The following is a 26,604-nucleotide window of genomic DNA, read 5'->3' on the forward strand; positions in this document are numbered from 1 at the left end:
CTGCTCCGTCATGCCTCGATTTTTCGCCGGCCTCCTTGCCGGCCTGCTGTTCATCGTCTCCCTCGCCGGCGCCCAGCCGGCTGTTGCACCGTCGGATTATCAGGACCTTGCCTACCGGTTGATCGGCCCCTTCCGCGGCGGCCGCACCGTCGGCGCCGTGGGGATACCGGATCGCCCCGGGGTTTTCTTCATCGGCGTCAACAACGGCGGGGTCTGGAAGACCGAAAACTTCGGCCGCACCTGGAATCCGATCTTCGATGCGGCCCCGACCGGCTCGGTAGGGGATATCGCCGTGGCGCCGTCGAACCCGGAGGTTATTTATGTGGGATCCGGGGAGGGATTGCACCGCCCCGACCTGAGCGTCGGCGACGGCATCTTCAAGACGATGGATGGCGGCAAAACCTGGCGCCATATCGGACTGGGCGACGTGCAGCAGGTCGGCCGGCTGGTGGTGCATCCCACCAACCCGGATGTCGTCTACGTCGCCGGCCTCGGTCATCCGTACGGGCCCAACGAGGAACGCGGCGTCTACCGGACGCGAAACGGCGGCGACACGTGGGAGCGCGTGCTCTACCGCGACGTGAATACCGGCGCCATCCAGGTCGAGTTCGATCCGGCCGATCCGAATACCGTCTACGCCGTGCTCTGGGAGCATCGCGAAGGACCCTGGGAAAACGCGGCGTTTTCCGGGGCGAACAGCGGCCTGTTCAAATCGACCGACGGTGGCGATACCTGGACGCCGCTGACGGCGGGGCTGCCCGGGCCGGCGGAAGGCCTCGGCCGCATCGGCATAGGCATCGCGCCGGGCGATCCGAGCCGGCTCTACGCCACCGTCGATGCCGGCGAGCACGGCGGCATCTACCGGTCCGACGACGCCGGCCAGTCGTGGCGCCGGGTGGCCACCGACCGCCGGCTCTGGGGACGCGGCGGCGACTTCGCCGAGATCCGCGTCCATCCCCGCGATGCCGATGTCGTGTATGTCGCCAACGTCGCCTCCTACCGCTCCGACGACGGCGGGGCCTCGTGGACGTCGATCAAGGGCGCACCCGGCGGCGACGACTACCACCGCATCTGGATCAACCCCGAACAGCCGGACATCATGCTGTTTGTGGCCGACCAGGGGGCCACGATCACGGTCGACGCCGGCCGGACCTGGTCGTCCTGGTATAACCAGCCCACCGCCCAACTCTACCACGTCAGCACCGACAACGGCTTTCCTTATATGGTCTATGGCGGCCAGCAGGAGAGCGGCGCCATCGGCGTCTACAGCCGGGGCCCGGGCGGCCAGATTTCGTTTCGCGACTGGATGGGCGTCGGGTCCGACGAGTACGCGTACGTCGCGCCCGACCCCCTCAACCCGGACATCGTGTATGGCGGACGGGTTGTGCGCTTCGACAAACGCACGGGGCAGACCCAGAACGTGGCGCCGGAGGCGCTGCGTTCCGGGCAGTACCGCATCCTGCGCACCATGCCGCTGCTGTTCCATCCGGCCGATCCCACCATGCTGCTGTTCGCGACCAATGTGCTCTGGAAGACGCACTCGGGCGGGCAGTCCTGGGAAGTGATCAGCCCCGATCTCTCCCGCGAGAACACCGAGCTGACCGAAAGCATCGGTGACTTCGCGACGCCCGACCTGGCCGATACACCGCGGCGCGGCGTCATCTACGCCGTCGGCCCGTCTCCGCGCGATGCCGACGTGATCTGGGCCGGCACCGACGACGGACTCGTCCATGTGACGCGCGACGGCGGGCGGACCTGGAGCAACGTGACGCCGCCGGCCCTGCGTCCGTGGGACAAGGTCTCGCAGCTGGTCGCCGGCCATTTCGATCGCAACACCGCGTATATCGCGGTCAACGCCATCCGGCGGGACGACATGCGCCCGCATGTCTACAAAACACACGACGGCGGGGCGACGTGGACGCATGTCGCGCAGGGGATGAACGCCATGGGGCCGGTCAACGTGGTGCGCGAGGATCCGAAGCAGCCGGGCCTGCTCTTCGCCGGCACCGAGCGGGAAGTCTATTTCTCCGCCGACGACGGGGCGCACTGGCACAACCTGCGCCAGAACATGCCGGCGTCCTCCATTCGCGATCTGGTCATCCATGATAACGACCTCGTCGTGGGCACGCACGGCCGCTCGATCTGGATCCTGGACGACATCGCGCCGCTGCGGGAACTGGCCGAGGCCACGCGTTCGGCCAGCGCCCATCTGTTTTCGCCGCAGCCGGCGTACCGCGTCCGCTGGAACATGTTTTCGGATACGCCCCTACCGCCTGAAGAGCCTACCGGCGAGAACCCGCCGGACGGGGCGGTGCTCGACTACCGGCTGCCGGCGGATGCCCGGCATGTCGAGCTGACGATCCTCGATCGCGCCGGCGCCGTCGTGCGCCGTTATGCCAGCGACGATGCCGCCGAGCCTGTCGATACGACGGCGCTGCCGCATCCGACGTACTGGATCCGGCCGGCGCAAACGCTCGGCACCGGGGCCGGGCATCACCGGTTTGTCTGGGATCTTCGCTATGCGCCGCCGCGCGGAAGCGAGCGGGAATTCGCCATCGCGGCGGTCTACAAAAACACGCCCAGCGGGCCGCCGGGGCCGTACGTCCATCCGGGCGAATACACCGTGCGCCTTACCGTCGATGGCGTGAGCCAGGAGGGCCGCATCACGGTGCGCCTCGATCCCCGCGTGTCGATCGACGCCGCGGCACTGCGCCGGCAATCGACGCTCGCCATGGCATGTTATGCTGGATATCACCGTCTGCAGGACATCGTGGAAGCGATCGACGCGCTGCCGCAAACCGGCCGTGGCGCCGCACGCCTGCGGGAACAGGCCATGGCGCTCCGGGGTCGCGGGGCGGCCGGCAATCCGGATATCACGTACGGGAGCATCTCCGCCGCGCCGGCCGATCGCGAGACGCTGATTGGGCTCCAGTACAAGTTCCTGCATGCCATCGCCGTGCTCCAGAGCGCCGACGCGGCGCCGACGACCCAGCTCGAGGATGCGGTAACGCAGTTGCTGGCATCCGAGCAGGCGGTCACTGCGCGGTGGGAGGCCTTGCGGTAAAGAGGCGGTGGCGTTGCTGCACCATCTCACCTACCCGAAGGCGCGGGATGGCTTCAGCAAGGTGGGCGACGAACCGTGTCGCCGGCGCGCCGATCAGGGAAAGGCCACGCCGCATCGCAGTCCGACCGCCCGCAGGTCCTCCACGACGGGCGGGAGCAGCGGGATGCCGTTGACGCCCCGGTCCGCCTCGGCCTCGCGCTCCGGGTCGCCGGGAATGAGCGGACCGTCGGTGCCCGGGGCGGGTTTTGTCGCGCGGAAGGTGCGGATCCAGTGGTCGATCTGGCGCTTGAAAGTGGCGGGGTCGATGAAGCCGGCGAGGTCCATCGCGCCAAAAAAATGGCCGATGCCGCGGCCGACCCGCGCGTCGTCCTGCGCCATCTTCGCGGCGAAGGGCGGGGCGAACGGACCCCAGTTGGCGCCGCTCAACACGCCGCACAGGATGTCGACCATCGCCGAGAGCCCGTAGCCCTTGTGGCCGCCCATGTCGCGGGTCGACCCGAGGGGAAGCAGCAGACCGCCGTCCATCATCCGCGCCGGGTCGGTGATCGGGTTGCCCTCCCGGTCGAGCGCCCAGCCCTCGGGGATCGGCTCCTGCTTGCGATGGGCGATCTCGATCTTGCCGAAGGCGACGACGCTCGTCGCGAGGTCGATCACGATCGGCGGCTCCTCTTCGCCCGGGAAGGCGATGGCGATCGGGTTGGTGCCCAGCATGCGCTGCGCGCCCCAGAGCGGCGTTACGCTCGGACCTGTGTTGGTCATGGAGATGCCGATCACCCCGTGCTCCAGCGCTTCGAGGGGGTAGTGGCCGGCGATGCCGTAGTGGTTCGAGTTGCAGACGCTGACCCATCCCGACCCCACATCGCGGGCTTTCTCGATCGCCAGCCGGTTGGCGTAGGGGCCGACGACGAGCCCGAGCCCGTTGTCGCCATCCACGGTCGCCGTGCTGCGCGTCTGGCGGAGGATGCGGATGTCCGGACGCGGATTGATGGCGCCGGCGTCGAGGAGTTCGACATACGCCCTCAACCGCGCCACGCCGTGGGAGTCGATGCCCCGCAAGTCGGCCGAGACCAGGATGCGGGCCGCCTCGCGCGCCGCCGGCGCCGGGATCTCGTAGTGGATGAAGACGGATTCGACGAACCCGAGCAGGCGGTCGGCCGGAAAACGGCGCGTCGTCGTGCTCATGCGTCGAGGGAGGCTTCGAGCCGCTCCACGACGAGACGGCCGATGTTCAGCGAGGCCGTCGCGGCCGGCGAGGGCGCGTTGCACACATGCAGCAGGCGGCCGCTCTCGCGGATGAGGAAGTCGTCGACCATCTTGCCGTCCGGGGCGACGGCCTGGGCGCGGACGCCGGCCGGCGCCCGGTGCAGGTGCTCGGCGCGGATCTCGGGGACGAGCACCTGCAGCGCGCGCACAAAGGCTCCCTTGCTGAACGAGCGCCACATCTCGCCGGCGCCGGTCCGCCAGTGTTTCGCCGCCAGCTTCCGGAAGCCGCTGTAGGCCAGCGTTTCGAGCAATTCGCCGGGGCGCACGACCCGCTTCGAGTAGCCCTCGCGCGCGAAGGCGAGCACGGCGTTTGGCCCGCACTCGACGCCACCGCCGATCATCCGCGTGAAATGGACGCCGAGAAACGGGAAGCTGGGGTCCGGCACCGGATAGATGAGCGTGCGGCACAGATGCTCCGCTTCGGGCACCAGCTCGAAATATTCGCCGCGGAAGGGGACGATCTTATAGCCGGGTTCGCCGCCGCTGCGGCTTACGACCCGATCCGAATACAGCCCGCCGCAGTTCACCACATGCCGGGCCTCGACGGTGCCGGCGCGGGTTTCGAGCGTGACGGCGTCGGGGCGGTCCACCAGGTTCAGTACTTCCGCCTGGGTCATCACCTGCCCGCCGCGTTCCTGGATGCACGCGGCGAGTCGCCGGCTGACGGCCTTGTAGTCCACGATCCCGGCCTCGGGCACATGGATCGCCTGGATGCCGGCGACATGGGGCTCCAGCTCCAGCAGGCGTTCGCGGGAGATCTTTTCGCAGCGCACGCCATTCGCCTGGCCCCGTTCAAGGATGGCGTCGAGCATGGGAAGTTCGCGCTCGGACGTCGCCACGATGACTTTGCCGATGAGGGCGAAGGGGATGGACTCCGTTTCGCAGAACCGCTGCATGGCCAGCTTCCCTTCGCGGCAGTTCTGCGCCTTGAGCGAGCCCGGCTTGTAATAGATGCCGGAATGGAGCACGCCCGAGTTGTGCCCGGTCTGGTGCTGCGCGACGGCCGCTTCTTTTTCCAGCAGCACGATGCGGAGCCCCGGATGCCGGAGCCCGAGTTGATAGCCCGTCGCGAGGCCGACGATGCCGGCTCCGACAATGGCGACATCATAACGCATGGGAGGAGATTTTTAGTTGATTTGCGCGTTCGCCCAATGTACGCCCGGAACGCCACGCCCGGAAACGAATTCACCTTCAATCGCAAACCGCAAATCGTTAATCGCAAATCTTTAATCGCTAATCGCTAATCCCCGCTCCCATGTCCTACGCCGTCAAGGAGATTTATTACACCCTGCAGGGGGAGGGGGCGCAGACGGGCCGGCCGGCGGTGTTTCTGCGCTTTGCCGGGTGCAACCTGTGGACCGGCCGGGAGGCCGACCGCGCGTCGGCCGTATGCACGTTTTGCGATACCGACTTTGTGGGGATGGATGGGGAGAACGGCGGCCGCTACGAGGCCGGCGCGCTGGCCGAACGGGTGGCGTCGCTGTGGCCGGCGGGGATGCCGGCGCGGTACGTGGTCTGTACCGGCGGCGAGCCGTTATTGCAACTGAATGAGCCGCTGATCGAGGCTTTGCACGGGCAGGGGTTCGAGGTGGGGGTGGAGACCAACGGCACGGTGGCGCCGCCGGGGGGGCTGGACTGGGTGTGCGTGAGCCCGAAAGCCGGCGCCGACCTGGTTGTCCGGCAGGGCGATGAGCTGAAGCTGGTCTATCCCCAGATCGCCGCCATGCCCGAGCGATTCGCCGGCCTGGCGTTTGCGCATTTTTTCCTCCAACCGATGGACGGACCGGACCGGGTCGCCCATACCGACGCGGCGATGGCCTACTGCCTGGCCAACCCTCCCTGGCGGCTCAGCCTCCAGACGCACAAGCTGCTCGGGATTCCGTAGCTCGCCTGCGGCGAGTTGGTCATGAGGCTCGCCTGCGGCTCCCGGTCATTGGTCATCGGGCCGTTCAACCTGTGCGAGTTAAGGAAATCTACGTCCATGTCGTCTCGACTGGACCACCGATGAGATCGGTGGGAAACGGAGAGATCTCCTGATGCACGCCGCGAGCACCGTTCATCCTGCAACATCCGATCGACCATCATCCCATGCGCTGGATCCAACACGAAATCGCCCTGCAACCGCGTCCGCGCGGGTTTCATCTGATCACGCCGGAGATCGTCCGGCACGTGCCGGAACTGGCGGAAATCCGGGTGGGGATGGCGCACGTGTTCATCCTGCATACCTCGGCCTCCCTGACGATCAACGAAAACGCGGATCCGGACGTGCGGACGGACATGGAGGCGTACTTCAACCGCGCCGTGCCCGAAAACGCGCCGTATTTCGAGCACACGATCGAAGGGCCGGACGACATGCCGGCGCACATCAAGGCCGCCATGCTGGGCAGCGGGCTCACGATCCCGGTGTCGGACGGCCGCCTGCGGCTCGGTACCTGGCAGGGGATCTACCTCTGCGAACACCGCGACCGGGGCGGCGCGAGGCGGGTGGTGGTGACGGTATGGGGCGAGGAAATGCGGCGGTGAAACGTGTAATAGAAACGTGCGGGGTGCCGTTTCAGCGTTTTTTTATTTCGCGTTTTTCACAGCGTTCTGCACTTCGAGCCCCGCTTTCGGCAGGGTGAACCAGAAGCAGGCGCCGTCGCGCATATTGGGCAGGCAGCCGATCTGGCCGCCCCAGTCCTCGACGGTGATGCGGCAGAAATAGAGGCCGAGGCCGACCTTGCCGGCGTTTTTACCGCCCTGTGAGAACTTCTCGAACAGCGCGTTCATCATCTCCGGCGGGACGCCCTCGCCCTGGTCCTTGATGCTTACCCGGATAGCGTTGCCCTCGTCGCGGAGGCGCACGGCGATGAAGGAGCCGTCGCGGGTATGCCGCAGGGCGTTTTCCATCAGGTTGAACAGAATCCGTTCGAGCCGGGCATGGTCGCCGGCGACCTGCCAGGAGGTATCGGGCGGGCCCTCGAGCGAAATCCGGAAGTTCACGTTCTTCAGCGAGGCCATCGCCGTGAGCGCGTCGGTCACCTCGCGGATGCTCTCCTCGATGTTGGGCGCGTCCTCGAGGTTGGCGGCGGTTTGCAGCAGCGGCTTGGAGCGGGTGGAGAACGTCGTGAGCGTCTCCTGGATCAGGCCCTGCATCTTGTCGACCTGTTCGAGGCCGATGGACAGGAATTCCTCGCCGACGGGTTTGACCATCTCGTCTTCCTGCAGGAGCCACAGGCTCGCGCGGATGCCGGCGAGCGGGGCGGAGAGGTCGTGCACCGTGCAGTGCAGCAGCACCTCGCGCTTGTCGATCTCTTTCAGCAGGTTGTACTGCCGCAGTCCCTGGTCGCGCGCCTCCTGATAGACGCTCCGGAGCGTTTTGAAATCGCTCGACGGAAACTTGATCAGGAGGAGATTCTGGCCGTCCATCTTGAGCGCGGTCGCCTCGAGGAGCCACTCCTTGCCGGAGGAGGCCTCCTCGGTCCAGATGTCCGACACCAGCTGGGCCGTGCCGTCGCCGGCCCAGATCGTCTCGGCTTCTTCGATAAAATGGCCGAGGTAAAGCAGATGGTCCGCCGGCTGCCAGGGGGCCCCGTCGGTATTCAGTTTGGGATGGATGTCGCGAAGCCAGTACGGGGCTTCGCCGAGAAGGACGAATCGCCCGTCGTTCTCGCGCCGCAAGACGGCCATGTCGAGCTGGGCCAGCAGGGTCGGCGGAAGCAACAGAGGGTTCATGTCGATGCTACACGGCGGATGGGAGGGAGCGTAACGGGCTTAAACGAGCTTGTGAGCGAGGTCGGTGAAGGCTTTCTCCACGCCGGCGCCGGTTTTCGCGCTGGTCTGCTGGATGGTCCAGCCCCGCGCCCGCATGTCGGCGATCTCCTCCTCACGAATTTCCCATTCGTTGGCGACGTCCGCTTTGTTGATCAACACCACGAAAGGCACCTCGCCGATGGTAGCCTGGGCCTTGTGGTGCAGGGCGAGCGCGGCATCCATCGTGGAGCGCCGCGTGCCGTCGATCACTAACAAATATCCGGCCGTCCCGCGAAGGTAGTTCATGGAGAGTTTTTGGAATCGATCCTCCCCGTTGAGGTCCCATATGAGGAGGTCGACCTTCTGTCCTTTCGCCGTGACCGATTTCTTGTCGATTTTTACGCCGATGGTCGTGAGGTACTGGTCGGAGAAGATCCCTTTCACGAATCGGGCGACGAGGCTGCTCTTGCCGACAGCCGATGTACCGAGCGTACAGATCTTTTTCTGGGTCATTCCTGGATAAGGGGGTGTATGCTGTGGGGAGGCGACTAGCACATGATGATTCGTTGCGCGGCAGACAGGTGCCGGAAGGCCGAAAAAGTGGGTGGAGGGTATCCGGCCGGGGGAAGGCTCGTTACGAACGTATAAAGGGGAGAAAAGATCGCAGCAGGATGCACTTGGTTCCCCCGAAGGCCGGCGACGCGTGGTTTGCGCCTCACACGCGGCGCGGCGCGGCGGCGCATCGTCGAATGCGCCGAAGGCGCATGGTCCGAGAGGCAAAACGTTTAGGGGGGGCCTCGCGCCCGGGGGTATTCTGAACGTCGGGTCGCTCGAGCGTGTCGAGCGATTCGGAGCGTCAGAAACGAAATCGTCGATTGTAACGCCGGCGGACCGATTGAGGCAAATCGGCCGCGGGATCCTCGAAATCTATGCGTAACCCCCGTAGATTTTTTGGCAACGAACGAATAAATTCCGGACTTCCTTTCCGTCGATTCGTATCTTAGACGCTTGCATTATACCAACACCGAGGAGTTTGGGATGTCGAAAGCATCTTCCGTCAACCCCTATACGAGTGCCCCTTTGGGATCAAAGGTGGTGAGTTCGGTATATGGGGGGACCAACGAGGGTGCGTTCAACAAACTCTCGGATGAGGAGGTGGAAGAACTCCGGCGCCTGCTGCTCGCGCCGGAGCAGTACCAGCTGATGCAACTCCATCGCCGGCTGGACGAACTCGAGGCGCCGGATTCGCAGCTGGGCGCCGTCGCCAAATACCTCCCGGAAGCCGTCGCCATCAATGCCCGCAAGGGCGACAAGCTGGCCAAGGCGCTGGCCCAGACGTTCAGCCGCACGCTGGACGTCGCCGTCCAGCAGGATACCGAAACGCTGATCGACGGCATCTCGCCGCTGATGGTGCCGGCGCTCAAAAAGGGCATCAAGGAATCGTTCCGCTCGACGCGCAACGCCATCAAGTGGGCGCTTCAGTACGGGGTGTCGCTCAACGGCATCAAGTGGCAGTACGAAGCCATCCGGTCGAAACGCTCCTTCTCCGAGGTCGTCCTCAGCCACACGCTCCGCTACCGCGTCGAGCAGGTCTTCCTGATCCACCGCATCAGCGGGCTGCCGCTGCAGCACGTCGTCGCCGATTCGGTCAAGGCGCAGGACGGGTCGCTCGTATCGAGCATGCTGACCGCGATCCAGGATTTCGTGCAGGACTCGTTCGGCACCCGCGCCGAGGAAGGGCTCGCCACGCTCCAGGTGGGCGAACTCACCGTCTGGATCGAGCAGGGGCCCAAGGCGATCCTCGCGGCCGTCGTCCGCGGTACGCCCGAACCGGATCTGCGTCGCGTGCTCAAGGATACCGCGCGTTCGATCCATCTCCAGTTTAATGCCGCACTGACCTTCTTCGACGGCGACATCACGCCGTTCGAATCGACCCGGCCGATCCTCGAGGCCGAACTGCTCTCACACTACCAGATCCCGCAGCGGCCGATCTCGCCGATGTTCTGGATTCTGCTGGGCGGCCTCGTGGTGTGGATCGGGTTTATGTCGTTCGTCTTCTTCCGCAACAACGCCCAGTGGAAGGATTACCTCGCCTACCTCAAGGCCGAGCCCGGCATCGTCGTGCTGGAATCGGGGCGCGACGACGGCAAATGGTTCGTTACCGGCATGCGCGATCCGCTCGCGACGCCGTCCGATTCGATCCGCGTGCGCACCAGCCTGCCGGCGGGCGCCGTGGTCGAGACCTGGACGCCGTATCAGGACATGTCCGCGCCCATCCTGCTCCGCCGCGCCTACCAGTTCCTGGGGCCGATCCCTCCCGAGGTGACGCTCAAGCTGGAAAACGGGGTGCTGGTCGCGAGCGGCCAGCAGGTACCCAAGGAGTGGAAGGATACCGCGCGGGAAAAAGCCAAGTATCTCCTCGGCGTCCTCAACTACAATGACGACGGCGCCGAGGTATTCGACGAGGTGCTGCTCCGCGCGCAGGAAACGGCGCTGGAGCAGAAGGTCATCTACTTCCAGAACACGTCCTCCGTGATCGATACGACGCGGCGCGAGGTCATCCACGAGGTGTTCCTCGCCGTGCGCGGCGTGCTGCAGCAGGCCCAGATCGGCCACAAGAACCTCGTCATCAGCGTCTACGGCCACGCCACCTCCGGCGCCAGCGAAGTCGAAAACATCCGCATCAGCAGCGAACGCGCCGACGCCGTCGTCAGCGAACTCATCCGACGGGGACTGCGGCAATCCGACATCAGCGTGATCCAGCCGGACGGGCTGGGCTCGCAATCCGCGCCGTTCTTCGTAGATCCGCGCACCGGTGTCGTCGACTCCACGCTCATCCAGCCGTTTAATGCGGTCACGTTCGACGTGATCGTCGAAGGCCGCAACTGGGACTGACCTCCGGAATCGGACGATCAGGACTTCACAGCCCGCCGGGTCTCTTTCTTCGCGGTCTCCTTCTTCGCGGTTTCCTTCTTTTCCTGGCGTAGCACCACCATCCCGAGCGGCGGCAGCACCAGCGGCGCCGAGGCCGGCTGACCGTGTTTGGTCGCCTTCTTCGCCGTGATCCGGGCCGCATTCCGTTTCCCGCTTCCGCCGAACTCCTCCGCGTCGCTGTTCAGTACCTCGACCCACGTGCCCCGCGCCGGCACGCCAAGTTCGTAGCCCTCGCGCGGGACGGGCGTCGCGTTCAACACGATGACCAGCATCTCGTCCTGGTCCTGCCGCACATACGAAAGCACGCTCTGTTCGTGGTCGCTGTGGTCGATCACGAAAAACGTGTCGTGGTCATCGCGCCAGAGCGCCGGGTGTTCCGTGTAGAGCCGGTTGAGCGCTTTTACCCACGCTTGCATGCCGGCGTGCAACGGATACTGAAGCAAATCCCACTGCACCGACGCATTGTGATTCCACTCGTCGGCCTGCCCGATTTCCGCACCCATGAACAGCAGCTTCTTGCCCGGATGCATGAACATGTGGCCGTACAGCAGCCTCAAATTGGCCGCACGCTGCCAGAGATCGCCGGGCATCTTGTTCCAGAGCGACCCCTTGCCGTGCACCACCTCATCGTGGGACAGCGGGAGCATGTAGTGCTCCGAAAAGGCGTAGACAAAGGAGAACGTCAGGTCGTTCTGGTGATACTTCCGATGCACGGCCTCACGGCTCATGTATTTCAGGGTGTCGTGCATCCAGCCCATATTCCATTTGTAGAGGAAGCCGAGGCCGTTGTTGAACGTCGGCTGCGACACGCCGGGCCAGGCGGTCGATTCCTCGGCCACCATCATGGCTTCGGGGAAGCGCGCGAAGACCGTCTCGTTCACCCGTTTGAGCAGATCGATGGCCTCCAGATTCTCGCGCCCGCCATACTGGTTCGGCGTCCATTCCGATCGGGAATAGTCGCGATACAGCATGGACGCGACGGCGTCGACGCGTAGGCCGTCGATGTGGTACCGGTCGAGCCAGAAGAGCGCGTTCGAGATCAGGAAGTTGCGGACGCCGGGCTTGTTGTAGTCGAAGACGTACGTGCCCCAGTCGGGGTGCATGCGCATGCGCAGGTCTTCGTATTCGTAGAGCGGGCTGCCGTCGAAGAACACGAGCCCCTGGGGGTCCGTCGCGAAGTGCGCCGGCACCCAGTCCAGCAGCACCCCGATGCCCCGCTGGTGGAGGTAGTCGATCATGTACATCAGGTCGGCCGGCGTGCCGTACCGGTAGGTGGGCGCGAAATACCCGACGAGCTGGTATCCCCACGATCCGTAAAACGGATGCTCCATGAGCGGCAGGAACTCGACGTGCGTGAAGCCCATCTCCAGCACATACTCGGCCAGCGGCGCGGCGATCTCGCGATAGGTCATCGAGTAGCCGTCCGCCCGCTTGCGCCACGAGCCGAGATGGACCTCATAGATCGAAATGGGGTCCCCGAGACCCGACGGCCCCTTGCGATGCTGCATCCACTCCCCGTCTCCCCACGCGTGCACGTTCAGGTCGGCCACGATGGACGCGAGGCCCTGGATGTCGCTGCCCTGCGAGTGGGGCGGCTCCAGTGCGAAGCTGTACGGATCCGCCTTGTCCGCCCAGTAATGCCCGCGCCGGATGTGGTACTTGTAGTGCGCCCCCGCCCCGATGCCGGGAACGAAGGCCGTCCACAACCCTTCCTCGCCCCACGCGAGAGGGTGCGCCCCGGAGTCCCACCCGTTGAAGTCGCCGATGACGGACACCCATTCGGCATGAGGCGCCCAGACACAAAACCACACTCCGCCGTCGACGGCGTGGGCGCCGAGTTTTTCATAGGAGAGGTCGTTTGCGCCGGAGCGCCAGCGATCGAGATCTTCCGTGGAAAGCCAGGACATGGGGTGAGGCGGTTACGGGTTACAGAAGGAACGGTATTGCGCGTTCTCGGCGGAAACGTTGCACGAGGATGCTGGAGCCAAGATACACGTTCATCCGCCAGAAACCTCCACCGGGACGCCGGCAATCGGCATCCAGGCCGCAATAATGCGCCTGACTCGTTGAATCTCTGCGAATCCTGCGGGGTTGGCAGGGAATTCTCTGTGGAATGCGCGATACTGGGTTTTGCCCGATGGCGGGACATGCCCGCAACACAGGGGCGCTGCGACCTATCTTGAGCGTACCCTGACAGCGGCGCGGCCGAGGTCGGGCTGCTATCTCATCCCTTCAGGTTCATACGTATGAACGGCAAGTCAAACGTGATGGAGAAAAGGACGCCGGCCGGCATGCGTCCGTGGCCCGGAAAACCTTACCCGCTCGGGGCGACATGGGACGGCCTCGGGGTGAATTTTGCGCTCTACAGCCAGCACGCCACCCATATCGAGCTGGTGCTGTTCGATGCCCCGGAAGATCGCGCGCCCGCGCGGACGATCGCGATGGCCGAACGCACGGGTCCAATCTGGCATATGTATGTGCCGCAGCTTCGGCCCGGGCAGCTGTATGGATACCGCGTCCACGGGCCGTTTGACCCGGGAGACGGTCATCGCTTCAACGCGAACAAGGTCTTGCTCGACCCCTACGCCCGGGCGATCGGGCGGTCGCTCCAGTGGGACCCCAGCCTGTTCGGTTATGTCAAGGACCATCCGGAGGAGGATCTGTCCTACTCCGAGTTGGACAGCGCGCCTTTTGCCCCTCTCGGCGTCGTCGTCGAATCGCGGTTCGAGTGGGGCGAGGACCGGCCGCCGCGGATACCCTGGGAAGACACGATCATCTACGAGACGCACGTGCGCGGCATCAGCAAGCTGCACCCGGACGTCGATGCCCCGCTGCAGGGCACGTACCTGGGCCTCGCCTCCGACGCCGTCATCGACCATCTGCGCACGCTCGGCGTCACGACCATCCAGCTCCTGCCGGTCCATGCGAAGGTGCAGGACGAGTTCCTGGTGGAGAAAGGGCTCTCGAACTACTGGGGTTACAATACGCTGTCCTTCTTCGCGCCCGAGCCCTCCTACGCCTCCGAAGGCCGGCTCACCGCCGTCCGCGAGTTCAAGATGATGGTGCGCGCCCTGCACCAGGCCGGCTTCGAGGTCATCATCGACGTCGTCTACAATCACACCGGCGAGGGCAACCGGATGGGGCCCACCCTGTCGTTCCGCGGCATCGACAACCGGTCGTACTACAAGGAAAACCCGCAAAACCGGCGCTTCCTGATGGACTACACCGGCACGGGCAACACGCTCGACGCCGGCAACTCGTACGTGCTGCAGCTCATCATGGACAGCCTGCGCTACTGGGTGCAGGAGATGCACGTCGACGGATTTCGCTTCGACCTCGCCTCGGCGCTCGCCCGCGAGCTGTTCGATGTCGACATGCTCTCCGCTTTTTTCCAGATCATCCAGCAGGATCCGGTGCTCAGCCGCGTCAAGCTGATCGCCGAACCGTGGGACGTGGGCCCGGGCGGCTACCAGGTGGGCGGCTTCCCGTGGCAGTGGACGGAATGGAACGGGCGGTATCGCGACGTCATCCGCCGGTTCTGGCGCGGCGACCGGGGGCTCGTCGGGCCGATGGCGACCAACTTCGCCGGCTCCAGCGATCTCTACGAACGCTCCGGCCGCCGGCCGTTCGCGTCGATCAATTTTATCACGGCGCACGACGGCTATACGCTCGAGGACTTCGTCAGCTACGAAGCCAAACACAACCTGGCGAACGGCGAGGACAATCGCGACGGCCACAACGACAACCACAGCATCAATTTTGGCATCGAGGGGCCGACGGATGTGCCGGTGGTGCTCGAACAGCGCGAGCGGACGAAGCGCGGACTCATGGCGACGCTCCTCCTCTCGCAAGGCGTACCCATGCTGCTCGGCGGCGACGAGCTGTCGCGGACGCAGAACGGAAACAACAACGCCTACTGCCAGGACAACGAAATAAACTGGTACGACTGGAAGCTCGACGAACGCCAACAGGCCTTCTTCGAGTACGTGGCGAGCCTGATCGCCTTCAGGAAGGCGCATCCCAACTTTAACCGGCACCGCTTCCTCACCGGCCGGCCCGACGAGGACGGAGAACGCGACGTGATCTGGCTGCACCCCGCCGGCCGGGAAATGGACAATGGGGATTGGACAAACGGCACCCTGCAGACACTGGGGATGCTGCTCAACGGCGGCCGCATCAACAGTGTCGACATGCGCGGCAACCCCCTGGCCGACGACACCTTTCTGGTGTGGATGAATGCCTCCGACGAGGATGTCGACGTGACGCTTCCCGACAACCCGCGCGCCCCGAAACGCTGGATCGAGGCCAACCCCCTGGCGGAAACGGAGATGCCGAAGCTGGCCTACACCGCCGGCGATACCCTGCGGCTCGAGCATCGAACGGTATTCATCCTGCAGGCGACGGGGTAAGGATCCGTCACGGGCTGACGGGCATGCCGACGTGCATGGCCTCGGCGATGCGGAGGAAATCCCCCTTGATTCGACGAAGCGTAAGGACCAACCTGATGCCCGCGGGTCACACCCCTACTTTACAGGGCCTCCAGAAACGATTCAGACGCCGTCGGGGTCCGGATGGTAGCCGCGCAGACCGTACGGCGCCAGGCGATCCAGCCAGAGCGATTCGAGGACGGCGAGGTCGTCGGAAACGTCCTGGCCGGGCGCGTCGGGCGGCGGGAGGATGTCGAGGGTCTCGAAGACGAAGGCATCCTGGCCAAGCCGGTTCCAGTCTTGCTGGAGCGCCCGGTTCGGATGGGTGCCGAAGCGCAGTTCCGCGCGATGCCGGTTGAGTCGGGCCTCGATGTTCACGCTCGATCCGACCAGACTGCGGTCATCGGCCGTGTTGTGGATCCGGTACACACCCATCGCATGCGTGGTCTCCTTGTACGCGCGTATATGTTCTTTTCGGGATGGGGAAGCCATAAGCGTCGGGATGAAGGATGAAGCAACGGGCAGGGCGTGCGGATCAGGAGGTCCGTTCATGCCCGTCACAGGCGCGGCGCGGGCGGTTTGATGGGAGGGAGGAACGCCGGCAGCCCCTGCGTCTTGAGCTTCCGCCGGTAGACCTTGTCGCCGCACATCGCATACAGGATGTCGAAGCGTTCGCCGCCGAAGGTGATGTTGGCGACGCGTCCGTTCGGCGTGGGGATGATGGCGTTCACGCGGCCGACGGGGTCGGCCACCTGGATGCCCATGCGCGTGGCCGCGTAAAGCCGGCCGTCCCGATCGACGCGGAGCCCATCGACGCCGCTGTCCTCGGCCGTGTCCGGCACGTGCATGTGGAAGAACCGCTGCTTGTTCGCCAGGGTGCCGTCCGGGAGAACCTGGAAGACATAGACCCACTTTGTGCGGCTGTCGGCGACGTAGAGGAGCGACTCGTCCGGCGAAAACGTCAGCCCGTTCGCATAGCGGAGCCCCGTGTCGACCACGCGAGCCTCGCCGGCGGGACTGACGTACCAGATCGTGCTCGGGCCGGTGCCGCCCCAGTCGGGGTTCGTCACGTACATCCCGCCGTCGCGGCGGACGACGAGGTCGTTGCCGCGGAAGCCGGAAGCGACGACCGTCGGCGCCCCGTCGTCGTCATAGGCGATGATCTGCTGGACCCGGCCGGCGGCGGCATAGAGCCGGCCATCCGGGCCGACGCGCTGGCCGTCGCCGCCCTGCGAATCCGCCAGAAACACGCTGACCGTTCCGTCGAGCCCGATCTTGTATGTCGTGTTGCCCAGCGCGTCGTTGAAAAAGACCTCGCCCTTCCGGTTTGTCGCAGGTCCTTCCGTGAAGCGGTAGCCCTCGGACACCAGCTCCCAGGATTCGCCGGGCACGAGGATGTCCTGCAGTTGCGGCGAGCCCGCGCCGGCCTTCACGCGTGCGGGCCAGCCCTGCCAGAGCCAGCGCATCGCGTCGGCAAAGACCTCGGTGCCATGTTCGTTGTTGTGCCCGCCTTCGCCCCAGACGTGGTTCACTTCGTACCCGGCGAACGTCAGCGCCCGCTCCATCGTCTGGTTCGCCATCCACCAGTCGCCGCCATAGATGTTCAGGTCGTTCGATCCATCCTCCAGAAAGACCCGGATCGGTTTCGGCTCGTACTTTCGGATGAGCGTCGGGTAGTCGTTGCCGCCGCGCAGCCCGACGTACGTCCCGATGGCGCTGAACACGCGGCTGAAGGCGTCGGGGCGCTCCCACGCCACCGTGAAGGCGGCGATGGCGCCGCTGCTGGATCCGCCGATGGCGCGGTCGTTGCCGTCGTGGGACAGGTTGAGGCCATGCTCCCGCTCCACATGCGGAAGCAGTTCATCGAGCAGAAAACGTGCGTAGTTGTCGCCGAGGCCGTCGTACTCGAAGCTCCGGTTGAACCGGTCCTGCGCGGCGTCGGACAGGGCCGGCACCCGGCCGTGCATCACAAAAATCCCGACGGTCACCGGCATCGCGCCGGCGGCGATCAGCGTGTCGAATGCGGTTGGCGCGTTAAATCGGATGCCGTCCTGACCGACATAGACGGCCGCCGGCTTCGATCCGTCGTATTGCGCCGGCACGTACACCCAGTAATCGCGCACGGTGCCGGGAAAGATCTGGCTCCCCTCGAAGGTGTGTTGGGTGACCGTGCCGGTGGGAACGGCGGCCGGCTGGGCGAACGCGGGCGGAGCATGCAGGATCGCCGCCGCCAGGATGAGAAGGATGGGGCGCATGTCGAGGATGGGTTGAATGAAGGAGGGTCAGGCGAGGCGGGCCGTGAACAGGCCGGTTGCCGGCAGCGCGCCGACGCTTTTGCTGTCGCCCGTCACCACACGGCGGTGGTAGTCCACCTGCCCGAGATGGTAGCCGAGATGGACGGCCAGGTGCAGAAGCATGTCGCCGGTTTCCACCACCCGGTCGCGAAGCATGTCGGGGAACGGAAGACCCAGATCGGCGCCGGAGAGCCTGGGGAAGGTGGCGCGGACCGCGGCGGTGGCGGCGTCGACGGCGGCGAGCAGCTCGGCGCGGGGCACGTTGCGGAGCCCGAATTCAGCCGTCCGGTCGCGGATGAAGTCCGATCCGCCCAGCCGGGCGCCGATAAAATGCTGGATGTTGCCGGCCAGATGCAGGACGAGCGTTCCGCCCGAGTTGGGAAGACCGGGCGGCTGCGCCCAGATCGCGTCCTCGTCCGGGTAGGCTTCGACATCATCGCGGAGGGTCTTGAGATCGCGCAGGAGGATGTGCTCCAGCATCGAGGGAAGCGGGGCCATGGTCGGTTGCGTGGGTAGGTTGGTGACGACGAAGCAATATACGTCGTCACGCGATGTGTCCCACAAGGGCGCCGCCGTCGGGTTATGCGCGCTCCGGGGCGGGGCCGCGCCCGTAGAGATGGGTGAGGTGCTTGAGGCGCTCCATCGCATCGTGCGACAGCTGGTCGGCGCGGAAGCGCCAGCCCCAGTTGGGGTCGCCGACGGTGCCGGGGGTGTTCATGCGGCCCTCGCTCCGGAGTCCGATGATATCCTGTAGCGGCAACACGGCCACGCGCGCCACGGAGGCGAGCACCGCCCGGTTGAGCGCCCAGTGGATGTCGTGCTCGTCCCGCACGTCGAGGTAGTCGCGGGCATAGGTCCGGGCGCGGGCGATGACCTCGGCGCCCTGCGTGCTCTTGTCGTTGAACCACCAGCCGGCCACCGTGTCGTTGTCGTGCGTGCCCGTGTAGGCGACGAGTTCGCGCTGGTAGTTGTGGGGGAGGAATTCGTTGCTGGCGTCCGAATCGAACCCGAACTGCAGCACCGCCATCCCCGGAAAGCCGAACTGCTGCATCAGCGCCACGACGCCGGGGGTGATGACGCCGAGGTTTTCGGCCACGACCGGCAGCGTCCCGAGGTGTTCCTCGAGCACGGTGAAGAGCCGGGCGCCGGGGCCGTCGATCCATTCGCCGTTGACGGCGGTATCTTCGGACGCCGGCACCTGCCAGAAGGCCTCAAACCCCCGGAAATGATCGAGGCGGATGAAATCCACCTGCTTCATGATGTTGGCCATCCGCCGGGTCCACCACTCGTAGCCGTTGCGGTGCATCCGATCCCACCGGTAGATCGGGTTGCCCCAGCGCTGCCCGGTTTCGCTGAAGTAATCCGGCGGCACGCCGGCGACGACGGTCTGCCAGCCATCCTCATCCAGATGAAACAGCCTGGCGTTGGCCCAGACGTCGGCGCTGTCGTGGGCGACATAGATGGGCAGGTCGCCGAGGATCGAGATCGACCGCTCGTTGCAGTACGTCTTCAGGGCCTGCCACTGCCGATCGAAAAGAAATTGCCAGAACATCTGCATCCGGATGCCCTCGGCGTGGACCTCGCGCGCCTTGCGCATCGCGGCGGCGCGGCGGCGCTTCAGGTCGTCGTCCCACTCCGTCCACGTCTTGCCGTCGTGGACGAACTTGAGCACGGCAAACAGCGCATAGTCCTCGATCCAGTAGGCCTCCCGGGCGCAGTAGGCCTCGAAGGCTTCGGTCGTGATGCTGGATTCGCCGGCCACGAAGCGGCGGTAGGCGCGCTCGAGCAGCTGGAATTTGAAGTCGGATACCCGCTCGAACTCGACATGTACGGCCGAGAACTCGGGGGTATGCCAGAGGTCTTCGTCGCGCAGCAGGCCTTCGTGGCGGAGCTGGTCGGGGCTGATGAGCAGGGGGTTGCCCGCGAAGGTCGAGGGGCTGGCGTAGGGCGAGTTGCCGTAGCCGGCCGGGACGAGGGGGAGCACCTGCCAGACGCGTTGCCCCGTATGGGCGAGGAAGTCGGCGAACTGATAGGCGGCGGCACCGAAATCGCCGATGCCGAAGGGTGACGGAAGGGAGGTTATATGGAGGAGAATCCCACTACAGCGCGGCAGATTCATGAAGGTGCGAAGCCGAGGGCTATTTGATGATCATCATTTTTCGCGTTTGCGCCTGCGTGGCGCCGCTGCCCGCCCCCGACAACGGAGTGACGACGATCTGGTACAGATAGGTGCCGCTCGCCAGGCGCCCGGCGTCGAAGGCGACTTCGTGCCGGCCTTCGTTTTGTGTCGATTGATCGACCAGCACCGCCAGCCGCCGGCCCGACAGATCGTACAGGGCCAACGACACGCGGCTCTCGGTTACCAGATCGTAGACGATCCGCGTCGTCGATGCGAACGGGTTGGGGTAGTTCTGGGACAGCTGGAACACCTCCGGCTGTGGCCGCGGGTCGAACGTCTCGTCGACGCTCGCCAGGAACAGGCCCCGCCCGTGCGTCGCGGCGGCGAGCACGCCGTCGACCTGCCGAACCGCCAGGTCCGAAACAACGGCGTTGCCGATCGCGTCGCCCGCCTCCGGGTTCCACTGGGTCGCGTTCCCGTTGAGGGACTGGGCCACGAACAGCCCGGCGCTTGTCCCGAGGAAGTAGTACGGGACGCCTTCGACGTTCAGAATCGCGGCGCTGCGCAGGGACGGTCCGGGCTGCGCGATCGTTCCCGTCAGGTTGCCCTCGACGGCCGCATAGGTCGCGCCGGCGTTCTGCGAATGATAGAGCCCGACCACGTTGTAGTTGGAGAAAACGAGGAGAATTTCGTCCGCATCGAGGGGATTGATCGCGATATCGACCAGATAGGCGCCCGCCGGCAGGCCCGTGGGGGTGATGTCCGTGGCGGAGGCGGGGTCGGTGTCGGCGTTGTCGACGCGGAAGATGCGGGGCGGCAGGGTGGTTTCCTCGCGGGTGTCGCTGGCTCCGTAGTAGAGCACGTGCGACGGCGACTCGGAGATGGCCATGGCGGTGACGACGCGCGGGGCCGGCGAGGGCAGGTCGGAGAGGGTTTCCCAACCTTCCGTGATGCCGTCCTGCGACGTCTGGCCGCCCCGGATGCCCCCCAGGTCGCGGTGCATCCAGAGGAGCGACCCCGCGGCATAAAACATGACCTCTTCGTTGTTCGGGTTGACGACGAACGGGCTGACGAAGAGCTGGTTGTTCGCGCTCCGGGGCTGCATGAAGCTGTAGCCGGCGAACGTGGGGTCGTCGGTCGAATTGTAGTTGAGCTTCAGGATATCGCCCTGCTGGATGCCGACAAAGGCGAAGTCGGCGCCGAGGTAGAGCTGTCCGCCGTCGCCGACGCTGATGTTGCGCGAGTCGTCGTCGAGGTCGTCGAGGCGCAGGTAGGGCGTGCCGTTATCCTGCGTGCCGCCGGCCACGCGCGGATCCTGCGAGCTGCGCGGGAGCGCGACCGTGTAGAACTGGGATACCGTGTAGCCCCGGTTGCGATCCTCCCAGAGGACCGCGCCGGCGCGCGTGACGTCGTTCGTCATGTAGACGCCGCCGTCGTTGCCGGTGTAGAGCCGGTTGGGATTGGTGGGGTCGAAGACGAGGACGTGCTGGTCCGGATGATGGTTGTCGTAGATGCCGAAGTCGTTGTCGGCCGCGTCGTAGCCGCCGATCCACGTGTCGGTCCGGTCCAGCGCCCGCGTGGCGAAGGCGTTGGCGGATCGGTAGAGGTTGGTGCCGCCGAGCACGAGGAAGTTCTCGTCGTCGGGCTTGACGGCGAGGGCCATGTTGTAGTTGGACTGGGTGTCGATGTTGCCGGCTTCGCCAAACGTGGGCAGGTTGTCGCTCCGGTCCTCGGAGGCGCCCGTCCGCACGTTCAACCGGTGGAGGCGGACGTCCTCGCGGTCGTTGGGCTCGGCGAGGGTGGTCGTGAAGATGTAGGCGATGTCGGGGTTCGACGGGGCGAAGGCGATCACGCTGCGCCCGTGGGTGCGGGGAAAGGTCGCCGGCGTGATGTTCGTCCAGCTCACGCCGTCGTTGCGGCTCACGTACACCCCCGGCGGATCGTTGTTGCTGGCGTCGAAGCCGGTGGAGGAGAGGGTCGCGAGCACGGTGCCGTCGGCGTTGACGGCTACGTCGCTCCAGCTGTGCTGGTTGACGCCGCCGAGCACCGGCGCCGGCACGGTCGAGTTGGGTTCGTTCTGCCCGAACGAGACGCCGCCGTCGGCGGACCGGTAGATGCCCGTCGCATTGCTCGAGACGAAGAGCGTCCCGGTGATGGGGCTCACGGCGACCCGGTTGACGAAGTCGAACGGGCTGTCGAACCGGGTGATGTCGCGGTCGGTCGCGCCGGGGGCCTGCTGCCAGGTGCGGCCGTTGTCGAGCGATCGGTAGAGGCCGCTCCCGAAATACGGCGCCTGCCGGTCGGGGTCGGAGGCGCTGTTGCCGGCGAATTCGCCGGAGGCGTAGTACCAGCGGCTCCTGAACCCCGGCCGCGGGTCCTGAACGAGATCGGTTACGCTCATCGTGGCGGCGTCGACCTCCAGGGAAGTCCACGTCGCGCCGGCATCGAGGCTTTCCCACAAGCCTCCGGAGACCCCGCCGGCGAGCATGCGGCGCGGGTTGCTGAGGTCGATTGCCAGCGCCCGGGTGCGCCCACCCACATCCGCCGGACCGATGCCGAACCAGGTGAGCAACGACGCGAGGTGCCCGGTCTTTCGGCCGGCCTCGGCGATACGGCGGACGTGTTCGACCTCCGAAGCCCGGACGTTGCGCGGAATCGAATTGGTGGCCGGGTCCCGCAACTGGTGGAACAGGTAGTCCCACCGGGCAGCCTTCAGGGCGTAGCCGGCGTGCGGGGAGGATGCGCTGACCGCGCCGACCGGCCTCGGGGCCGGATCGCCGGCGTGATGCGGGAGGAAAAAAAGGCTCGCGAGCGCAAGGCCACCGATCAGGCTAACGGCGATCGTTTTTTTCATGCGCGGCAGAGGACTTCGTCGAAGAGGCGGACGGCCAAAAATAACGGAAAGGAGAGCAGGGGATCGAAGTGGCTCCAATACACGTCAGGTACCGGTGAACCCTACGGGATGCGTAACCTCGTTTTCATCCGAACCGTAGAACCAGCCACTCCGTTCATTGTTGCCAGCCGACGCCCGCATGCACGACTTGCTTTCTCAACTCCAGGCCGCCGATTATGCCTTCCTCAACGGCCTCATCGAGTCCCCCCTCAACGCCACCGACGACCACGGGCTCGCCGAAAGGCTGACGCGGTTCGAGCGCGATCCCTCGGACGAAAACCGCGCCGAACTGACGGCCCGTCTCGAGCAGGAAATCCGGTATCTGGGCAGCTCGGACCTGGCCTACGCCTACCGCAAATTCCAGGGCCGCGAGCCCGGCGTGCCGTTCCAGGAAATCGTCCGCGACGTGGCGCGGGTGCTGAAGGTCCAGGTCGGATCGATGGGCACCGACGCGGAGCTGTTGAGGCACGTCGTGGAAACCTACGTGACGCGCGAGTTCTCGCAGCTGACGCCGGAAGAGCAGCAGGAGCTGCTGGTCAGCCTCGGCGTGGAACAGGAGCGGGCGGCCTCCTTCATCAAGAAATCTGCCGGCGTCTTCGCCCTCCCGCTGATGATCCAGGCGTTCGGGACGCTGGTGGTGGACGGGCTCATCAAGCGCGTGATCTTCGGGGCGATCGGGGCGATCATCGGGCGGCAGCTGGCGATGCGCCTCTTCGATTTTATCGCCCGGCAGTTTCCCTGGTGGGTCGCCTGGATCGGCCCGACGGCGTGGACCCTGTCGCTGGGCTGGACGGCCTTCGACATCCTGGGGCCGGCCATGCGCAAGACCATCCCCATCGTGCTCTACCTCGGCCTCTGTCAGCTGAGGGTGGATGGGTCGTTCGGCGCGTCCTGATCCAGGGCGTAGGGCTGGGGAACGAAGTGCGTCCGGAAGCGGGCGTTCAGCGCTTCGATGAGTTGATCGGCCTCGTGCGCCGGCAGATCCACGATCTCGGAGGACGCGAAGCCGCCGGCGCCGGCGGTGTCCACGTACACGGAGCGGAGCTGCAGCCGGCGTTGAAAGAACGACGCCGAGCCGTAGATGACCTGGAATTTGGCCACCGGCATGATCCACACCGTGTGAACGAATACGCCCTTGCGGACGAAGAGCGTCGTCCCGTCGAGCGCATAGCCGTGATTCCGGTAGCGCAGAAAGGCGTAGCCCACGATGCCGGGCGTCAGCGTCAGCAGCCAGAACGCCTCGTTGCCCAGCCAGAACCAGAGCGGCACCATCAGCAGGAGAAATCCGAACGTGTAGCGGATGACGGTCCGGCGGATCGTCAGCGGGGAGACGCGATGAAACTGCTCGGGCCAGGTGAACGGGTAGATGCGCTCGCCGATGGCCCGCGCCTCGTCGAGCGGGGCCAGCGGGGCGGCGAGCTGCGGGCCTTGCTGGGAGGATTCGAGCCCCATCGTCTGCAACTGCAGGGCGGTCCAGCCGAACTGGCGCATCAGGGCGTTGGCCCGGAACAGCATGGCCTGGACCCGTTTCAGGGGGATGGTCCCTTCGCTCAGGGTGAGCAGGCCGCTCCGCTTGTAGAGCTTGTCGCCCTCCAGCCAGAGTGTGAAGTTGTAGTGCTTGTTCAGGCTCACGAGGATGCCGGTGAGCCAGGAAAGCACGATCGCGAGACCGACGACGACGGCGGTCAGCAGCCAGGGCGACGCGACGGCGAACTCGGCGATGGGCTTGAGGAAGCCTCGCGTGAGCCACAATTCGATCTCGTCGGGATCGGGGTTGAACTGCTGCAGCGCCGAAAACGCCACGGCGATGTAGAGGAGCGAAAAACGGAGCATGCCCACGAGGAGCACCCGCCCGAAGGGCAGGGCGAGGAGCACATCCCGATCGGGCTCCGCAGCCACGGCGGGCGCTGGGCCGGCCGGCGCGCCCTCGGCCGACTGCTGGTAGGAGCGCACGATCTCGCGGATCGCCCGGGCGCGTTCGAGGGAGACGTATTCCAGCACGCCTTCCGTCTGGGCGCTGCCGGCGGTCTCGATCTTGACCTTCGCCGTCCGGAACAGCCGGGGCAGCAGCGACTGCTCGATCTCGATGTTCTGGATCCGCTCGATCGGGATGCTCCGGTGCTGTCGGTTGAGCACGCCGCTGTGGATGAGGATTTCCCGCTCGGTGATCTGGTACCGGAACCGGAAATAGCGGAGGAAGATCAGCGGCAGCGCCAGCACGCCGTAGAGCACCACGGTGACGACGGGCATGACTTCCGCCGGCCCGCCGGACCGGATGACGGGCCAGAGCAGGATCAGAAAGGCGGGGAGGCTGATCAGAAACCGCTGCACCAGCGTCATCGGATGCAGCATCTGGGCATCGCGCAGATCAGCCGGATGGGTCGTCATACCGCGTCGTCCAGGATGTAGCGTTTGACGTCGTCACGCAGCCGTTCCGCCTCCTCCATTCGGAGCCCGGGCAGCACCACGTCGCCGCTGCGGCTGCCGGCGGTGTGCACGATCAGCTTGCTGAGATCGAATTCGCGCTCCAGGATGTTCTGCGACACGTCCAGGTGCTGGATGCGGCGCAGCGGCACGATCGTGCGGACCCGGTTCAGGATGCCCCGTTCGATATAGAGTTCTTCCGGGCGCAGATCGAAGCGCCAGTATCGATACCTGAGCCGCGGGACGGTCAGAATGGCGAGGATCCCGGCGGCCAGCACCGAAACCGAGAGCGCCCCGGGCGGAAGCACGGAGTCCCAGTCGCCGATAAACGCCAGGACTTCATAGCCCAGGGAAGCGATGAATAAAACGCCGGAAATGATCGAGAATTTGATCGTCCAGACAGTCTTGATGGCAGGTTCGAGCGATCGCATGGATGGGTGCGCCGGCATTTTTGATGTGGGGTGTTGAAACCCTTTGATCTCCGCAGGTTTCTTTTCGTCCACTTCGTTCCTATTCCTCGAATCGATGCAAAAAGCTGACACCGTGGCGATCCTGGGGTGCGGCTGGCTCGGGCTGCCGCTCGGCGTCGCCCTGGGCGAATCCGGCCGGCGCGTGCACGGGTCGGCGCGCTCGGCCGAGCGACTGAACGCCCTGGCCGCGGCCGGCCTCGCGCCGTTTCGCGTCGCGCTCGAACCGGACTGGCAAGGCGACGCGCCGGCCGATTTCCTGCGCGCCCGGCAGCTCGTGATCGCGCTGCCTCCGGGCCGGCGGCAGCATGACGGCGGTGCGGACTATCCCCGCAAAATCGACGCCATCGGCTCCGCTCTCGCCGGCACGCCCGTCGAGCAGGTGCTTTTCGTGAGTTCGACCTCGGTATACCCCGATCTGAACCGCGAGGTTACGGAGTCCGACGCGGGGCATGGTGTCGTGTGGGAGGCCGAGCAGCGCGTGCGCCGGTGGCCGGGCATCCGGGCTACGGTCGTCCGCATGGCGGGCCTGTACGGATACGACCGCCAGCCGGGTCGATTTCTGGCCGGCCGGCAGGAGGTCCCGCACGGCCGTGCCCCGGTGAACCTGATCCATCGAGACGACGCCGTGGGCATCCTGCGCGCCGTGATCGTGCAGGGCGCCTGGGGACAGACGTTCAACGCCTGCGCCGATGCGCATCCGGCGCGCCGCGTCTTTTATCCGGCGCAGGCCCGCCGGCTCGGGGTCGCCGAGCCGACCTTTCTCGATGAGCCGGATTATCCCTTCAAAATCGTGGAAAACACACGCCTCCGGCGCGATCTGGGGTATGCACTGATCCATCCGGATCCGATGGCGCCGGCTCCGTGACCGGCCGCGTTTCGCGCCGCCCGGATCTCCGGGGCCGCCGATCCGTATGGCATGGTGCGCCGTCGTCCGTGTAACGGATTTGCGCCGCGTTGATCCAACAGGTCCGTGCCGGTGGAACC

The 26,604-nt window shown here is 65.8% G+C and carries 19 protein-coding genes; 7 read left to right on the top strand and 12 right to left on the bottom strand.

The window, feature by feature from the left end; translation table 11 throughout:
• The first annotated feature begins 10 nt into the window (after positions 1-10).
• Complete coding sequence (locus R2834_06760) at positions 11-3,064, top strand: glycosyl hydrolase (protein ID MEZ4700012.1); 3,054 nt, start codon at positions 11-13, stop codon at positions 3,062-3,064.
• 93 nt (positions 3,065-3,157) lie between these two features.
• Here R2834_06760 and R2834_06765 read toward each other — a convergent pair whose 3' ends face one another.
• Complete coding sequence (locus R2834_06765; GenBank protein ID MEZ4700013.1) at positions 3,158-4,246, bottom strand: Ldh family oxidoreductase; 1,089 nt, start codon at positions 4,244-4,246, stop codon at positions 3,158-3,160.
• Entirely contained in the window at positions 4,243-5,442 is a 1,200-nt protein-coding gene (gene lhgO, locus R2834_06770; protein ID MEZ4700014.1) for an L-2-hydroxyglutarate oxidase, read from the bottom strand. Before lhgO ends, R2834_06765 begins: the two co-directional genes overlap by 4 nt.
• 140 nt (positions 5,443-5,582) lie before the next feature.
• On the opposite strand from lhgO, the gene queE reads away from it, so the two are divergent.
• Positions 5,583-6,212 (top strand): 7-carboxy-7-deazaguanine synthase, encoded by a 630-nt coding sequence (gene queE / locus R2834_06775; GenBank protein MEZ4700015.1) that lies wholly within the window; start codon positions 5,583-5,585, stop codon positions 6,210-6,212.
• A 203-nt stretch (positions 6,213-6,415) separates the two neighbouring features.
• Positions 6,416-6,850: a secondary thiamine-phosphate synthase enzyme YjbQ gene (locus tag R2834_06780; GenBank protein ID MEZ4700016.1), complete on the top strand. Its 435-nt coding sequence runs from the start codon at positions 6,416-6,418 to the stop codon at positions 6,848-6,850.
• Positions 6,851-6,892: 42 nt separating this feature from the next.
• Here R2834_06780 and R2834_06785 read toward each other — a convergent pair whose 3' ends face one another.
• Together R2834_06785 and R2834_06790 are read right to left on the bottom strand one after the other, a co-directional pair.
• Positions 6,893-8,041 (bottom strand): HAMP domain-containing sensor histidine kinase, encoded by a 1,149-nt coding sequence (locus tag R2834_06785; GenBank protein ID MEZ4700017.1) that lies wholly within the window; start codon positions 8,039-8,041, stop codon positions 6,893-6,895.
• 39 nt (positions 8,042-8,080) lie between these two features.
• Positions 8,081-8,572, bottom strand: coding sequence for a Rab family GTPase (locus R2834_06790; protein ID MEZ4700018.1), 492 nt, complete (start codon positions 8,570-8,572; stop codon positions 8,081-8,083).
• Positions 8,573-9,139: 567 nt separating this feature from the next.
• On the opposite strand from R2834_06790, the gene R2834_06795 reads away from it, so the two are divergent.
• Positions 9,140-10,954, top strand: coding sequence for an OmpA family protein (locus R2834_06795; GenBank protein MEZ4700019.1), 1,815 nt, complete (start codon positions 9,140-9,142; stop codon positions 10,952-10,954).
• 17 nt (positions 10,955-10,971) lie between these two features.
• Here the strand turns inward: R2834_06795 and glgB are convergent, their stop codons facing one another.
• Positions 10,972-12,900: a 1,4-alpha-glucan branching protein GlgB gene (gene glgB, locus R2834_06800; GenBank protein ID MEZ4700020.1), complete on the bottom strand. Its 1,929-nt coding sequence runs from the start codon at positions 12,898-12,900 to the stop codon at positions 10,972-10,974.
• Positions 12,901-13,239: 339 nt separating this feature from the next.
• Here glgB and glgX point away from each other — a divergent pair, with 339 nt between their 5' ends.
• Complete coding sequence (gene glgX, locus R2834_06805) at positions 13,240-15,402, top strand: glycogen debranching protein GlgX (protein ID MEZ4700021.1); 2,163 nt, start codon at positions 13,240-13,242, stop codon at positions 15,400-15,402.
• 141 nt (positions 15,403-15,543) lie between these two features.
• Here the strand turns inward: glgX and R2834_06810 are convergent, their stop codons facing one another.
• From R2834_06810 to R2834_06830, 5 genes are all read right to left on the bottom strand, one after another.
• Entirely contained in the window at positions 15,544-15,912 is a 369-nt protein-coding gene (locus R2834_06810; GenBank protein ID MEZ4700022.1) for a GIY-YIG nuclease family protein, read from the bottom strand.
• 65 nt (positions 15,913-15,977) lie between these two features.
• On the bottom strand, positions 15,978-17,675 hold the full coding sequence (locus R2834_06815) for an SMP-30/gluconolactonase/LRE family protein (protein MEZ4700023.1): 1,698 nt from the start codon (positions 17,673-17,675) through the stop codon (positions 15,978-15,980).
• A gap of 27 nt (positions 17,676-17,702) precedes the next feature.
• Positions 17,703-18,212, bottom strand: coding sequence for a DinB family protein (locus tag R2834_06820; GenBank protein ID MEZ4700024.1), 510 nt, complete (start codon positions 18,210-18,212; stop codon positions 17,703-17,705).
• Positions 18,213-18,294: 82 nt separating this feature from the next.
• Positions 18,295-19,833: a 4-alpha-glucanotransferase gene (gene malQ / locus R2834_06825; protein ID MEZ4700025.1), complete on the bottom strand. Its 1,539-nt coding sequence runs from the start codon at positions 19,831-19,833 to the stop codon at positions 18,295-18,297.
• A gap of 19 nt (positions 19,834-19,852) precedes the next feature.
• The gene (locus tag R2834_06830) at positions 19,853-22,687 is read right to left on the bottom strand and encodes a T9SS type A sorting domain-containing protein (GenBank protein MEZ4700026.1); all 2,835 of its coding nucleotides are present in this window, start codon (positions 22,685-22,687) and stop codon (positions 19,853-19,855) included.
• Between the two features lie 178 nt (positions 22,688-22,865).
• On the opposite strand from R2834_06830, the gene R2834_06835 reads away from it, so the two are divergent.
• Complete coding sequence (locus R2834_06835) at positions 22,866-23,621, top strand: hypothetical protein (protein MEZ4700027.1); 756 nt, start codon at positions 22,866-22,868, stop codon at positions 23,619-23,621.
• Here R2834_06835 and R2834_06840 read toward each other — a convergent pair.
• Positions 23,585-25,114 (bottom strand): PH domain-containing protein, encoded by a 1,530-nt coding sequence (locus R2834_06840; GenBank protein ID MEZ4700028.1) that lies wholly within the window; start codon positions 25,112-25,114, stop codon positions 23,585-23,587. The two genes, R2834_06835 and R2834_06840, sit on opposite strands and share 37 nt — an antisense overlap.
• A complete protein-coding gene (locus R2834_06845) occupies positions 25,111-25,581 on the bottom strand; it encodes a PH domain-containing protein (GenBank protein MEZ4700029.1) in 471 nt (156 codons plus the stop codon). Before R2834_06845 ends, R2834_06840 begins: the two co-directional genes overlap by 4 nt.
• Before the next feature lie 94 nt (positions 25,582-25,675).
• Here R2834_06845 and R2834_06850 point away from each other — a divergent pair, with 94 nt between their 5' ends.
• Complete coding sequence (locus R2834_06850; GenBank protein MEZ4700030.1) at positions 25,676-26,485, top strand: SDR family oxidoreductase; 810 nt, start codon at positions 25,676-25,678, stop codon at positions 26,483-26,485.
• The last annotated feature ends 119 nt before the right edge of the window (positions 26,486-26,604 follow it).

The sequence above is a fragment of the Rhodothermales bacterium genome (assembly GCA_041391505.1).
GTDB lineage: Bacteria > Bacteroidota > Rhodothermia > Rhodothermales > JAHQVL01 > JAWKNW01.

Bases quoted from the DNA above. Each gene is read 5' to 3' on its own strand.
- R2834_06780 (MEZ4700016.1), top strand. From the start codon at position 6,416: ATGCGCTGGATCCAACACGAAATCGCCCTGCAACCGCGTCCGCGCGGG.
- R2834_06785 (MEZ4700017.1), bottom strand. From the start codon at position 8,041: ATGAACCCTCTGTTGCTTCCGCCGACCCTGCTGGCCCAGCTCGACATG.
- malQ (MEZ4700025.1), bottom strand. From the start codon at position 19,833: ATGAATCTGCCGCGCTGTAGTGGGATTCTCCTCCATATAACCTCCCTT.
- R2834_06835 (MEZ4700027.1), top strand. From the start codon at position 22,866: ATGCACGACTTGCTTTCTCAACTCCAGGCCGCCGATTATGCCTTCCTC.
- R2834_06820 (MEZ4700024.1), bottom strand. From the start codon at position 18,212: ATGGCCCCGCTTCCCTCGATGCTGGAGCACATCCTCCTGCGCGATCTC.
- R2834_06850 (MEZ4700030.1), top strand. From the start codon at position 25,676: ATGCAAAAAGCTGACACCGTGGCGATCCTGGGGTGCGGCTGGCTCGGG.
- R2834_06845 (MEZ4700029.1), bottom strand. From the start codon at position 25,581: ATGCGATCGCTCGAACCTGCCATCAAGACTGTCTGGACGATCAAATTC.
- glgX (MEZ4700021.1), top strand. From the start codon at position 13,240: ATGAACGGCAAGTCAAACGTGATGGAGAAAAGGACGCCGGCCGGCATG.
- R2834_06790 (MEZ4700018.1), bottom strand. From the start codon at position 8,572: ATGACCCAGAAAAAGATCTGTACGCTCGGTACATCGGCTGTCGGCAAG.
- lhgO (MEZ4700014.1), bottom strand. From the start codon at position 5,442: ATGCGTTATGATGTCGCCATTGTCGGAGCCGGCATCGTCGGCCTCGCG.
- glgB (MEZ4700020.1), bottom strand. From the start codon at position 12,900: ATGTCCTGGCTTTCCACGGAAGATCTCGATCGCTGGCGCTCCGGCGCA.
- R2834_06765 (MEZ4700013.1), bottom strand. From the start codon at position 4,246: ATGAGCACGACGACGCGCCGTTTTCCGGCCGACCGCCTGCTCGGGTTC.
- R2834_06810 (MEZ4700022.1), bottom strand. From the start codon at position 15,912: ATGGCTTCCCCATCCCGAAAAGAACATATACGCGCGTACAAGGAGACC.
- R2834_06830 (MEZ4700026.1), bottom strand. From the start codon at position 22,687: ATGAAAAAAACGATCGCCGTTAGCCTGATCGGTGGCCTTGCGCTCGCG.
- R2834_06815 (MEZ4700023.1), bottom strand. From the start codon at position 17,675: ATGCGCCCCATCCTTCTCATCCTGGCGGCGGCGATCCTGCATGCTCCG.
- R2834_06760 (MEZ4700012.1), top strand. From the start codon at position 11: ATGCCTCGATTTTTCGCCGGCCTCCTTGCCGGCCTGCTGTTCATCGTC.
- queE (MEZ4700015.1), top strand. From the start codon at position 5,583: ATGTCCTACGCCGTCAAGGAGATTTATTACACCCTGCAGGGGGAGGGG.
- R2834_06840 (MEZ4700028.1), bottom strand. From the start codon at position 25,114: ATGACGACCCATCCGGCTGATCTGCGCGATGCCCAGATGCTGCATCCG.